The 11,772-nt window shown below is 53.0% G+C and carries 15 protein-coding genes and 4 tRNA genes; 16 read left to right on the forward strand and 3 right to left on the reverse strand.

All coding sequences use genetic code 11. The features are described from left to right. Genes fabG through fabZ form a run of 3 tightly spaced genes read left to right on the forward strand, consistent with a single transcriptional unit; the run spans position 1 to position 2,400 of the window. Entirely contained in the window at positions 1 to 729 is a 729-nt protein-coding gene (gene fabG, locus BLQ16_RS02050; protein WP_091791095.1) for a 3-oxoacyl-[acyl-carrier-protein] reductase, read from the forward strand. A gap of 8 nt (positions 730 to 737) precedes the next feature. Then, complete coding sequence (locus BLQ16_RS02055) at positions 738 to 1,967, forward strand: beta-ketoacyl-[acyl-carrier-protein] synthase family protein (protein ID WP_091791096.1); 1,230 nt, start codon at positions 738 to 740, stop codon at positions 1,965 to 1,967. Beyond that, positions 1,960 to 2,400 carry a 3-hydroxyacyl-ACP dehydratase FabZ gene (gene fabZ, locus BLQ16_RS02060; protein WP_091791097.1) on the forward strand — a complete coding sequence of 147 codons (441 nt, stop codon included), beginning with the start codon at positions 1,960 to 1,962 and terminating at the stop codon, positions 2,398 to 2,400. Before BLQ16_RS02055 ends, fabZ begins: the two co-directional genes overlap by 8 nt. 110 nt (positions 2,401 to 2,510) lie before the next feature. On the opposite strand, the gene BLQ16_RS02065 is transcribed toward fabZ, so the two are convergent. Continuing rightward, entirely contained in the window at positions 2,511 to 3,050 is a 540-nt protein-coding gene (locus BLQ16_RS02065) for a manganese efflux pump MntP (protein WP_159427946.1), read from the reverse strand. 412 nt (positions 3,051 to 3,462) lie between these two features. Between BLQ16_RS02065 and BLQ16_RS02070 the strand changes: the two genes are divergently transcribed. The 3 genes from BLQ16_RS02070 to BLQ16_RS02080 all read left to right on the forward strand — a co-directional run bounded on the left by BLQ16_RS02070 (position 3,463) and on the right by BLQ16_RS02080 (position 5,435). Beyond that, positions 3,463 to 4,380 (forward strand): Fic family protein, encoded by a 918-nt coding sequence (locus BLQ16_RS02070; protein ID WP_159427947.1) that lies wholly within the window; start codon positions 3,463 to 3,465, stop codon positions 4,378 to 4,380. Between the two features lie 162 nt (positions 4,381 to 4,542). Then, positions 4,543 to 4,812 (forward strand): autorepressor SdpR family transcription factor, encoded by a 270-nt coding sequence (locus BLQ16_RS02075; RefSeq protein ID WP_091791100.1) that lies wholly within the window; start codon positions 4,543 to 4,545, stop codon positions 4,810 to 4,812. Next, positions 4,809 to 5,435 (forward strand): SdpI family protein, encoded by a 627-nt coding sequence (locus tag BLQ16_RS02080; RefSeq protein WP_091791101.1) that lies wholly within the window; start codon positions 4,809 to 4,811, stop codon positions 5,433 to 5,435. The genes BLQ16_RS02075 and BLQ16_RS02080 overlap by 4 nt, the downstream gene beginning before the upstream one ends. 147 nt (positions 5,436 to 5,582) lie before the next feature. Here BLQ16_RS02080 and BLQ16_RS02085 read toward each other — a convergent pair whose 3' ends face one another. Together BLQ16_RS02085 and trmB are read right to left on the reverse strand one after the other, a co-directional pair. After that, complete coding sequence (locus BLQ16_RS02085; protein ID WP_091791272.1) at positions 5,583 to 6,119, reverse strand: glutathione peroxidase; 537 nt, start codon at positions 6,117 to 6,119, stop codon at positions 5,583 to 5,585. A gap of 146 nt (positions 6,120 to 6,265) precedes the next feature. Continuing rightward, entirely contained in the window at positions 6,266 to 6,919 is a 654-nt protein-coding gene (trmB, locus tag BLQ16_RS02090) for a tRNA (guanosine(46)-N7)-methyltransferase TrmB (RefSeq protein ID WP_091791102.1), read from the reverse strand. Between the two features lie 166 nt (positions 6,920 to 7,085). Between trmB and BLQ16_RS02095 the strand changes: the two genes are divergently transcribed. The 10 genes from BLQ16_RS02095 to BLQ16_RS02140 all read left to right on the forward strand — a co-directional run bounded on the left by BLQ16_RS02095 (position 7,086) and on the right by BLQ16_RS02140 (position 11,715). Continuing rightward, positions 7,086 to 7,304, forward strand: coding sequence for a hypothetical protein (locus BLQ16_RS02095; protein ID WP_091791103.1), 219 nt, complete (start codon positions 7,086 to 7,088; stop codon positions 7,302 to 7,304). A gap of 85 nt (positions 7,305 to 7,389) precedes the next feature. After that, positions 7,390 to 7,707, forward strand: coding sequence for a thioredoxin family protein (locus tag BLQ16_RS02100; protein WP_091791104.1), 318 nt, complete (start codon positions 7,390 to 7,392; stop codon positions 7,705 to 7,707). A 204-nt stretch (positions 7,708 to 7,911) separates the two neighbouring features. Continuing rightward, the gene (gene cysE, locus BLQ16_RS02105) at positions 7,912 to 8,571 is read left to right on the forward strand and encodes a serine O-acetyltransferase (RefSeq protein ID WP_091791105.1); all 660 of its coding nucleotides are present in this window, start codon (positions 7,912 to 7,914) and stop codon (positions 8,569 to 8,571) included. A gap of 2 nt (positions 8,572 to 8,573) precedes the next feature. Continuing rightward, a complete protein-coding gene (gene cysS, locus BLQ16_RS02110) occupies positions 8,574 to 9,986 on the forward strand; it encodes a cysteine--tRNA ligase (RefSeq protein WP_091791273.1) in 1,413 nt (470 codons plus the stop codon). A 101-nt stretch (positions 9,987 to 10,087) separates the two neighbouring features. Next, the gene (locus tag BLQ16_RS02115) at positions 10,088 to 10,450 is read left to right on the forward strand and encodes a desulfoferrodoxin family protein (RefSeq protein WP_091791106.1); all 363 of its coding nucleotides are present in this window, start codon (positions 10,088 to 10,090) and stop codon (positions 10,448 to 10,450) included. Between the two features lie 210 nt (positions 10,451 to 10,660). Next, positions 10,661 to 10,742: transfer RNA gene (locus BLQ16_RS02120), tRNA-Tyr, on the forward strand. Between the two features lie 9 nt (positions 10,743 to 10,751). After that, positions 10,752 to 10,824, forward strand: a tRNA-Met gene (locus BLQ16_RS02125). Positions 10,825 to 10,832: 8 nt separating this feature from the next. Continuing rightward, positions 10,833 to 10,905, forward strand: a tRNA-Thr gene (locus tag BLQ16_RS02130). A 5-nt stretch (positions 10,906 to 10,910) separates the two neighbouring features. Next, a tRNA-Met gene (locus BLQ16_RS02135) sits at positions 10,911 to 10,984 on the forward strand. A gap of 137 nt (positions 10,985 to 11,121) precedes the next feature. Next, on the forward strand, positions 11,122 to 11,715 hold the full coding sequence (locus BLQ16_RS02140; protein WP_091791107.1) for a hypothetical protein: 594 nt from the start codon (positions 11,122 to 11,124) through the stop codon (positions 11,713 to 11,715). Positions 11,716 to 11,772 lie beyond the last annotated feature (57 nt).

An 11,772-nucleotide genomic window follows, 5' to 3' on the forward strand; every position in this document is an offset into this window, starting at 1 on the left:
ATGACAGACAATATGAAGACAGCCTTGGTTACCGGGGCCACTGGTGACATCGGCCGGGCCATTGTAGAAACCCTGAGCGAAAACGGCTGGCGGGTCTTGGCCCATTATCATGCCAACCGGTCGGCCGCAGATGAACTGGCTCAGCGGTTCGGCGCCATCCCCCTGCAAGGGGACTTGAGCCGGCCGGGGGTAGCGGCGGACTTGCTGGCAGAGGCCTTAGAAAAGGCGGGGCATTTGGACGCCTTGGTCAATAATGCAGGCATTACCCGGGACGGCCTGCTCATGAAAATGAGCGATGCAGATTATTTTGACGTGATGGAGGCCAACTTATACGCTGCCTTTGCCATGTGCCGGGCCGCCTGCCGCCCCATGATGCGCCAACGCAAGGGGCGTATCATCAATATGGCCTCGGTGGTGGGCTTGACCGGCAACGCTGCCCAGACCAATTACGCCGCCAGCAAAGCCGGTCTGATCGGCTTGACCAAAAGCCTGGCCCGGGAACTGGCACCGCGCAATATTACCGTCAACGCAGTGGCCCCCGGCTACATTGATACAAAGATGACCGCCGTCCTTTCTGATGAGGTCAAAGCGAAAAATTTGGCCCAGATTCCCTTGGGACGTGTCGGCAGGCCGGCAGATGTGGCAGCAGCAGTGGCCTTCTTAGCCGGTGAGGGGGCTGCCTATATAACCGGGCAAGTTTTGACTGTAGACGGCGGCATGGTGATGTAGGAGGATTTATGAACAGACGTGTAGTCATTAGCGGCGTGGGCACTGTCAACGGCATCGGGCAAGACGCCCCTGCCACCTGGGCAGCGGTGGCAGCGGGCCGCCACGGGATTGGGCCCATTACCCATTATGCGACCGAAGGCCGGCGGGTGACCCTGGCCGCTGAGGTCAAGGGCTACTGCCCCGAAGATTATTTTGCCGCCAAAGAGGCCCGGCACTTGGACCCTTATATTCAATTTGCCCTCATTGCGGCGCGCGAGGCCTTGGCGGATGCCGGCGATTTACAGGTTGACCCTTACCGCTTGGGCACGGTTGTGGCATCCGGTATCGGCGGTTTGTCGACCATTGAGGGAGAGGACCGGCGGGTGTCCGCGGACAATAAATTTGACCGGGTGACCCCTTATTTTATTCCTATGGTGATTTCCAATATGGGCGCGGCCCAGGTGGCCATGACCGCCAAGGCCAAGGGCCCCTCCATGTCCGTGGCCTCAGCCTGCGCCTCTTCGACAACGGCCGTCGGCCAGGCCTTCCGCATGATTCGTGATGGCTACCAGGATGCCATCCTGGCCGGAGGTTGCGAAGCCAGCATTACACCCCTGGCCATCGGTGGTTTTACTGCCATGCGGGCCTTGCACATGGGCAGGGACCCGGATCGGGCGTCCATCCCCTTTGATCGGGACCGGTCCGGTTTCGTTATGGGTGAAGGCGCGGCCATATTGGTCTTGGAAGAAGCCGACCGGGCCGTGGCGCGCGGTGGTCATATTTACGCGGAAATCATCGGCTACGGTGAAACCTGTGACGCCCATCATATCACCGCACCGGCAGAAGACGGCCAGGCGGCTGCGGCGGCCATCCGGCAGGCCTTGGCAGAAGGGAGGCTGGCGCCGGGGGACCTTGATTACATCAATGCCCACGGCACGTCGACGCCCTTGAATGATAAAATAGAGAGTCAGGTCTTTAGGAGCGTTTTCGGCCAAGACCTGCCCCGGGTCAGCTCCACCAAGGCACTGACCGGCCACCTCCTGGGGGCGGTGGGGGCCCTGGAGGCCTTGATTTGTGCTCAAGCCCTGGCCTACAATGCCATGCCGGGGCAATTCGGTACCCTGCACCAAGATCCGGCATGCGCCCTTCCCTTGGCCAAGGGTGGCGAAGCGGTTGCCACGGCCCTTACCAATACCCTGGGCTTCGGTGGTCACAACGCCTGCCTCTTGCTGAAAAGATGGGAGGGACCCCATGCTTGACTTTGACGAGATCCAGCAGATCCTCCCCCACCGCTTTCCCTTTTTGCTCCTGGACCGGGCCATTGACATCACTCCTGGCGTTTCCGCCACCGCTGTGCGAGCCGTCAGCGGCAATGAATGGTTTTTTCAAGGCCATTTTCCCGGCTATGCCGTGATGCCCGGCGTCCTCATCCTTGAGGCCATGGCGCAGACCGGGGCCTTGGCTCTTTTACAAGGCGATGATGCCGGTGCGGTGGCCCTCTTGGCGGGAATCAACAAGGCCCGGTTTCACCGGCCGGTGCGGCCGGGTGACCTCCTCACCTTTACGGTTCGCCTGACCAAACGGCGCGGCGCCATCGGTATCGGTGAAGCCACCGCCGTCAATGCCCGTGACGAAAAAGTTGCGAGTTGTGAACTGCTCTTTGCCCTGGATAAGAGCCATGCCCAAGCATAAAATAAGCGCCCTAAGGTACGTTAGACGGCCTTAGGGCGCTTACTTTATGAGTCGGGTTTTAATTACAAATGGTCGTAGGGCTCTTGGCAGGACAAACCTGCCAGTGGGCCTTAAAAAAGCTGGGTCAAGGCGACAATTAAGAGCAGGGCGCCACCGACCCATTCAGCCTTATTGCCTAAGTGGCGGCTGAGCGGGCGGGCCAAAAAAATGACCAGGCTTACCAGCACGGCGGTGGTGGCGCCGATAATAAGGACATAGGCCAAGGGGGTGCCGACGGCGCCGAAGGACACACCTACAAAAAAAGCGTCAATGGCAGTGGCCACAGCCTGGGTTGTCAAGAGCCAGAGGCTCAGTTGCTGGAGGACACAGGCGCCGTCACCTTGCCAGGCATTGCGCAGCATGTTCAGACCGATGACCGCCAAAATACCGGCCACAATATAGGACCCATAGGTGCCGATGATATGGGCCAGCCCCATACCCGGCCCGTAGCCCAGGGTCGGCATCAGTGCCTGGAATGCACCAAAAAAAACCGGCATCAACCAAATGCGCCGGCTGCCTTCGCCCTTCAAGCCTAAAATATTGCACATTGTAACGGCACAGGCATCCATCGACAAGCCCACACCGATTAAAATCACCTCTAAAATACTCACCATAGACCTCCTTCAATCCCCTCTTCACTGGGTCTTTTTATTTTATCATAAAGAAGGGCAAGAAAAGCATCCATCAAAGAAAATATTGTCTTGATATGCCGCGGTAAATATCATAAACTCATGAACCTCGGCAGCATTTTGCTATGGGCGATAGGTGCTGAAGCCTGACCTAGGTCAGCGATAAAAGTGGTGACCGTCTGTGATGCTCAGGTGCAGAAAGCGCCTCTGTTGCCAGGCCTGCAGGGTACTCTCGCCGGTGATAGATTATATTGCCGGGCAATGGCCGCCAAATAAGTGAATACGGTTCAGGTCGATTGTCTGTTGGCAAGCGGCCTGAATTTTCGTATAATAGACCTAAGAGAACAGTTGGAGTACTGTCACCTGTCGGAAAATGAAACGGAGGTCCTTTATCATGGCGTACATGTCAGTCAAGCAAGCTGCCGAAAAATGGCAGATCGATGAGGAGATGGTTACAGACTTTTGTCTGGACGGCTCCTTGGTGGGGGTGGTTAAAGAGGGGCGCACCTTCTTTATCCCAGAAGATGCCATCTGCCCGGTGATTCCGCCGAATTTACAAGCACGGCCGTCTTCGCCTGAATATGAAGAACTGATTGGCCGCATTGATGAAAAGAACAATGCGCTGAAAGCCTGTTCCGAAAAGAGCCCGGAAAAAGTGGCGGAGATCGAAGAACAGTTTAAAATCACCTTTATCTATGAATGTGGCGCCATCAGCGGCAACCCGTTAAGCCGCGATGAGGTGGCCCAGGTTTTGGCCGGTAAGGTTGTGGCCGATAAGCCCCTGGTTGCCCATCTACAGGTGGTCGGTCTGGGTGATGCCTATGACCATATGAAAGATTTGGTCGCCAAACGCGTTCCCCTGTCTGAAAAAATTATTAAAGAACTGCACGCCTTGGTCATGGTTGAAAAGCCGGCCGAACGTGGCAAATATCGCTTGGAATCCATCCATGTGCTGGGGGCCTACCACCAGCCGCCGGAAGCCGATCGCGTGCCGGCTAAGATGGCGAAACAGCTGGGCAAGTTTATCAATCCGCAGCTGCATGCGGTGGAAAGCGCCGTACTTTTCCTTATGAAATTTGACGGCATTCGTCCCTTTATGGATGCCAATGGCCGTGTTGGTCGCCTGCTCTTAAACTTCATGCTCTTGCAGCAAGGTTACCCGGCCGTCAGCATTTCCCCGGACGATCGCGATGCCTTTTATGAAGCGATTGATACCTACTACCGGGATCAAACCTCCGCACCGATGGTGGCGCTGATTGCCCAATACATGGAAGAACGCCTGGACGACTATATGGCAGCTTGCAAGGCCTAAGAAAGGGCCTATCCGCCCCCCGATGATCATCGGGGGGCTTTTTGCATGCCGGCAGGTAGGGAGGCAATAGGTTAGAAAAACTTCTAAATAGTTATTGACGTGGGCAGCAAAATGGGGTATTCTCTATTTAGAAAAAAATCTAAATAGAGGGAGGCTCTTGCCATGGGCATGGATAAAACTTTTAAGGCCTTGGCCGATGAGCAGCGCCGGGAAATGTTGCAGCTCTTGCGGGCCGGCCCGATGACGGCCGGTGATATTGGAGCGCAATTTCAGCTCACTGGGGCGACTGTGTCCTACCACTTGTCTGTTTTAAAGGCGGCCGACCTGGTGCGGGTAAGAAAAGAGGGCACTTATATGATTTATGAACTGAACACCTCGGTATTTGAAGATGTCTTAGCGTTTATCGTATCGGTTAAAGGAGGGGCCTTATGAACAAACGATTGTATTTCATCGGACTGGTCTTGATCGGGTTGAGCCTGGCCTACGGCTTATATTATTATGACCAGTTGCCGGAGCAGATGGCGGTGCATTTTTCTTTTGACAATACGCCGGACCGTTTTCAGGGAAAATTATCAACGGTATGGGGGCTGCCGCTATTTTTTGCAGCCCTCCAGACCCTGGTCTTTTTTTCGGCCCAGCGGAGTGACGAGGTCCATCCGATGATGCGGGCCCTTTCTTTGTTAGCGGTGCCGGTCATCGGCTTGGCGGTGACCATTATGATGGTGCAGTTTAACCTGGGGACGGCGCTTTCCGTCCGGCGCTGGGTCTTGCTGCTTATTGGCGTCCTGTTTATCGCCGTAGGGAATTATTTGCCGAAAACGCCGGTCAATGCTTTTTACGGCTATCGCCTTCCCTGGACGGGTCGGTCGCCGGAAGTGTGGGCAAAGACACAGCGGCTTGGCGGGTATTTAATAAGTGCTGCCGGTCTGGTGGCTGTTATTGCCGGTATGACAGATACAGCTGTGGCGGCCGGCTTGGCCCTTGTGATGGTCATCCTGGCGGGGGTTTTGCCCATCGGCTATGCCTACCGCTTGGATCGCCGCAGCCGTCAATAAGGTAAAAGAGCTTATCCCACTGATGTTTTTGTCGCTGTCTGGGGGCGCTAACAATTCAAGAAAAATAAAGAATCGACCGTCACAGATAAATGGCGGTCGATTCTTTATAAGCTAAGTTTTGTAATGGCCTAAGCGGCCTGACTTGGTTTACAGGAGTTCCTGGATTTTTTTCACAAAGCGCTTCGGTTCGATGTTCGGTTCATAGCGCGCAACGACCTTGCCCTCTTTATCCACTAAGAACTTGGTGAAGTTCCATTTGATATTGTTGCCACGGTAGACATCGGTCACTTCTTCAAGCTTGGCCAAAAAAGCGGCGGTGCCGGCATCGGCAATGCCTTGTGGCTGAGCGTCTTTTAAGAAGGTGTAGAGGGGGTCCTCATTTTCGCCGTTGACGTCAATTTTACCGAAGGTGGTGAATTCGGTGCCAAATTTAATCTTACAGAAATTGGCAATCTCTTCGTTGCTGCCGGGGGCTTGGTTCAAGAATTGGTTGCAGGGGAAGTCAAGAATTTCAAAAGGTTGATCTTTGAATTCTTTGTACAGCTCTTCCAAGCCTTCATATTGAGGGGTAAAGCCGCATTCCGTAGCGGTGTTGACGATGAGCAGGACCTTGCCCTTATAATCGCTTAAAGCAACGTCATTTCCTTGGGTATCTTTTACGGTGAAGTCGTAAATTGAAGCCATTACAGTCATCCTTTCATCCTTAAATAGCTGTTGGTTGAGCGGTGCAGGACCGCTATTGATTTTATACCCGGAAAGGTCCGCCATGACACAGGAAATTCAAGGGTCCTCTTCAAGGCTCGTCTTAATCCGGCATTTGCCGGCATTTTTTATCGTTCTTCCGGTGGACGGGCAATGATCTGGCCGATGGGGATGTCTTGCCGGTGGTAGCGGCGCTCGTATTCGGTGGCAATGTTGTCTGCCGGCAGGTCAGCGTAGATATCCCGGTTGGCGCTTCCAATCTGCCAGCCGTTTCCAGCAAATGTCTGTAAAGAATAGGCGTAAAAATCGTCGTGGTCTGTTTTGAAAAGGACATCCCCATCTGCTTGCAAGAGGGTCCGGTAGATGGCGAGAAAGCCGGGGGCGGTCAGCCGCCGCTTGGCATGACGCTTTTTAGGCCAGGGGTCCGAAAAGTGCAGGTAAATCCGTTCTACGGAATGAGCCGGCAGGATGCGTAGGAGCTCGGAGGCATCGCAGGCCATAAAGCGAACGTTGTCCGGCCAATCGGCGCGATGGCTGTAGCGCTCCAAGGCTTCGCGGATGATCTCCGGCACAATGTCCAGCGCCAGCCAATTTTTATCTGGACAGGTTTGCCCGGCTGCGTAAATAAACCGGCCCCGTCCGCAGCCGACTTCTATGCGCAAGGGACGGTTTGCACCGAAACAATTTTGCCAAAAAGCAAGGGTCGGTTCGGCGCGGGTGATGACGTAAGGGTTGGTGAGCAGCATATCGTGTGTGCCCGGGATGTGTCGGATTCTGGCCATGGGCTCCTCCTTGGGATTAAGCTTGTGTCGGTGTGGATAAATAAAGAGGATGCAGCCTGGTTTTTCTTGCAAGGCAGGGGCATCTTCGTTAAAATAACAGTAGTATCGTTAAAATGACCGCGCAAAGAAAGCGGGTTCTTGTATCATAGCATAAGGAGGCGCTGAATTGAAAGGTCACTTGGAACTCTTTGAAAATCGCTTAAAGGCGGCCGGCGCTAAACTGCCCTGTGGAGACCGGCTGGACATGGATGAGGTATTTGATGATTTCGCCGCGGCCCTGGGCACGGAGGCCTTGCCCTTCTATGATGTCCAGAGCGGGACTACGCTGGCGGATTATTACCAGTCACACTTCATCCGGTTTGTGAAAAATGCAGTGAAAGCATAAAAAACTGGACAGCCGGCGAAGAGTTTGCTATACTGCTGAATAGATTAGTGCACCGGGCGAGGGTGCCGGAATAGGAGTGAGAGTCATGCAGAAATTGGATGCAAATTTATTTGAAGAAATCATTTATGACGATGGTGAACCCTGTTGCGTAATATTCTCCCGCAAAACGTGTCATGTGTGCCAGGCTATTAAACCGAAACTGGAAGAGCTGGAGGAAGATTACGAAGGCAAATTTGGTTTCTACACGGTGGATGTTGAGGAACAAAAAGATTTATTCCAGCGGTTCTCTTTAAAAGGTGTTCCGCAGGTTCTTTTCTTTAACGATGGCGAATACGTCGGAAAAATGGCCGGCGAAAAAGACATTGAAGATTACGAAGAAAAGATTGAAGATATCCTCGGCTAATGACCGTTTGACGGCCGCACATTCGTGCGGCTTTTTTAATGCCTTGATCTTGCGAGGCCAGGGAAGGGACAAGTCATGACAATTTCCCGGTCTCGGCCGGCTGGCGCAGCCGCAGGGTACATGCCGCCATTTATACCGATATTTACGGGTCCGCTCATGCGCCGGTGGCGCTTGACTTGGACACGTCGCGTGAGGGGGAAAAAGATGTTTAAACAATTGCGACGCGATATAGAAGTGGTCTTTGAACGGGATCCGGCTGCCAGAACCATTGGCGAGGTGATTTTCAATTACCCCGGGTTGCATGCCATTTGGGTGCACCGCTTGACCCATCAAATGTATCTCCTGGGCTTTCGGTCATCGGCCCGGCTTATTTCGCAAATCACCCGCTTCTTTACCCAGGTGGAAATCCATCCGGGTGCCAGCATTGGCGAAGGATTTTTTATCGACCACGGCTGCGGCATCGTCATCGGCGAGACGACGATTATCGGCGATGATGTGACGCTTTTTCAGGGGGTTACCCTGGGGGGGACCGGTAAAGAAAAAGGCAAACGCCACCCCACCTTGGGTGATGGGGTGATGGTCTCCAGCGGGGCCCGCGTATTGGGCAATATCCAAATCGGTGCCAATGTAAAAATCGGCGCCGGTTCAGTGGTACTCCAGGATGTGCCCGCCAATTCAACGGTGGTGGGGATTCCCGGCAAGGTGGTCAAACAAGATGGCAACCGGGTGCCGACGGATAAGCACCACGTGGACTTGGAGCACAACCGCCTGCCGGACCCGATTTGTGAATGCCTGACAGACCTGCGCATGCGTCTGGACGATGTCCAGATACGTTTGGAAGAAATGGAGGAAAAAGGGCAATGAGCATAAAATTGTACAACACGCTGACCCGCAGCAAGGAAACATTTCAGCCGGTGCATGAAGGCGAAGTGCGGATGTATGTCTGCGGACCGACGACCTATAATTACATTCACCTGGGCAATGCCCGTCCGATTGTGGTTTTTGATACGGTGCGCCGCTACTTTACCTATCGCGGTTACCGGGTGACCTATGTGTCGAATTTTACCGATGTGGACGATAAAATCATCAACCGCAGCCATGAGGAAGGCAAGACGGCCGCCGAAGTGGCACAATTTTACATTGACGCCTTCTTTGAAGATACCGGCAAACTGAACATCCTGCCGGCGGATAAAAATCCGCGCGTCAGCGAGCACATGCAGGAAATCATCAATTTTGTGCAGGAGTTGATTGACGCCGGCTACGCCTATGCCTTGGACAATGGTGACGTCTATTTTGCCGTGCGGAAGTATGAAGATTACGGTCAACTTTCCGGACGGAATATTGATGAGCTGATGGCCGGTGCCCGGGTGGATGTTGATGAGAAAAAGCACGATCCGCTGGACTTTGCCCTGTGGAAAAGCGCCAAACCGGGCGAACCGGCTTGGGAATCGCCTTGGGGCCAGGGCCGACCGGGTTGGCACATCGAATGTTCCGCCATGAGCCGGGCCTACTTGGGGCAGACCTTTGACATTCACGGTGGCGGTCAGGACTTAATCTTTCCCCACCATGAAAATGAAATCGCCCAAAGTTGCTCCGCCTCTCACGCGCCCATGGCGCGGTACTGGATGCACAACGGCTTCATTACCATCAATGAAGAAAAAATGAGCAAGTCGCTGGGTAACTTTTTCCTGCTGCGGGAAATCTTGGATAAATTCCCCGGTGACGTGGTGCGCTATTATTTGTTGAGCGTTCACTACCGTAGCCCCTTGGACTTTGACGATGCTAAAATCGAAGCAGCTGCCCGGGGGCTGGACCGCCTTAAAAATGCCTACCATAACCTGGTGGCCGCTCAAGCCACCGCCGATGGTGGGGCCGGTGCTCCTGAAGCGACCCTACGGCGCCAATTGGCAGAAGTGAAGACAAACTTTGAAGCCGGCATGGATGATGATTTCAATACCGCCTTGGGTCTAAGCGCTCTGTTTGACCTGGCGCGTGATGTCAACACCTATTTGCGGGAAGAAGACCATGAAAAGGCTGCCCTGAAAGAAGCCCAAGACCTGTTTGATTCTCTTCTTTACGTCTTTGGCCTGGACTTTGAGGCACCAGGCACCGATGATGCCCTGGCGGATGACCTGATGGCCCTTTTGATCGACCTGCGAGCACAGGCGCGTGCCGATAAGCAATTCGCTTTAGCCGATGCCATCCGCGACCGGCTAAAAGACCTGGGCATTGTCCTGGAAGACGGCAAAAACGGCACGACCTGGAAACAAGCGCATTAAAAATAAAAAACCGTTGTTTATGATAGCCAGCCGCCGGGTATGATAAAAGTGTCAGCTAATTCACGATTAAACACTTGAACAACACACCTGGAGGTATAAACATGGAAGAATTAAAATTTGTCAGATGCTCTGAAACCAAAAACGTTTCTGAAGTCCTTTACGTTGCAGATGGCGCCGGTCTGGAACTTTTGAAAGCAAACTCCACCGATGCCGCCGGTGAAAAGCACGTTCCCGTTGTTAGCCAAGACGGCAATGTGGTTAAAGTCGTTGTCGGCAGCGTTGAACATCCGATGACTGAAGAACACTACATTCCCTTCATCGTTGTTCAAACCGACAAACGCGTTTTGCGCAAAGACCTGACCCCGCAGGACGAACCGAAAGCCAGCTTCGTACTGGAAGACGGTGAAAAATTCGTCCGGGCTTACGAATACTGCAACCTGCACGGCCTTTGGAAAGCTGAATAAGCGATATCACTTGTATGCTAAATGGGGATGCGCCTAATGATTAGGCGCATCCCCATTTTTTTATGAGCTGGGACAGTCATCTTTTGACAAGCGAGGGGCTCTATGTTAAAATAAAATTCCTGATGAGTTTTTACAAGATAATTAAATTTATCCTTGACGAATCCTCGTTGGGCCTGTATAATGTATTTCGCTGGTAAATAACCGGTGTATGGAGGGGTTCCCGAGTGGCCAAAGGGGACGGACTGTAAATCCGTTAGCTCAGCTTTCGAAGGTTCGAATCCTTCTCCCTCCATCATATTGCCGCGGGGTGGAGCAGTTGGTAGCTCGTCGGGCTCATAACCCGAAGGTCGCAGGTTCAAATCCTGTCCCCGCAATTTTTTATGCTGATATAGCTCAGTAGGTAGAGCGCCACCTTGGTAAGGTGGAGGTCTCCGGTTCAAATCCGGATATCAGCTTTTTTGGCGGCATAGCTCAGCTGGCTAGAGCATACGGTTCATACCCGTAGTGTCCGGGGTTCAAGTCCCTGTGCCGCTAGTAACGTACAGACCTTTTTGTCTGTGCGTTTTTTTGTTTATAAGGGCAGTAAGGCCTTGTAAAGAATAGGCTGGTTTTAGCTAAAATTTTTTACGGGTATGTATCTCATAGTGTTTACTTAAAAGGAGATAGATAATATGAAAAAAAGATGGATCGTCCTTGCTTTATCTCTGACCCTGCTGGTTACAGCTTGTGGCAACCAGGCCAGTCAACAGGCCAAAGATGATGACCAGGGGTCTGCTTCAGCGAAAACAGAACAAAGCGATACGAATAAGGCAGGCCAGGCCGGTGAAAAGGATATCACCCAGGCTCAGGCCAGCAAAGAGGCCGCCTTTGACAAGTTTAAAGAACTCCACGCCGACATGGACTTGACTCAGTTTGCACTTTCCTATGAGAATGGCCGCCTGGTCTATGGTTTGGAAGGGCAAATGGAGGGTCAAGAGGCTGAGCTGGTCTTAGACGCCAATGACCTGTCTGTCATTAAAGATGATTTAGACAAGGATGACGATACAAATGTCGATCCTGTTATTAGCAAGGATATGCTCGATAAGATTGATGCCCTGGTTGATAAGGCTGTTAAAGACAGAGATGGGGCCTATGCCATCGGCTACAGCCTGTCCCACGATGATGGCCTTTGGGTTTTAGAAGTTGAAAGCAAGGACCAAAGTAAGCAGGAAGTGGAATATAAGTACAACCTGGAGACAGGTGACCTGATTGAAAAGGATGCCTGATTTTCTGGCCTTGCAAGAAGCAAAGGGCTTAGAGCGCACGCTGGTGCGCTCTTTCTA

This window comes from Peptococcus niger (assembly GCF_900101835.1).
GTDB classification, from domain to species: Bacteria; Bacillota; Peptococcia; order Peptococcales; family Peptococcaceae; genus Peptococcus; species Peptococcus niger.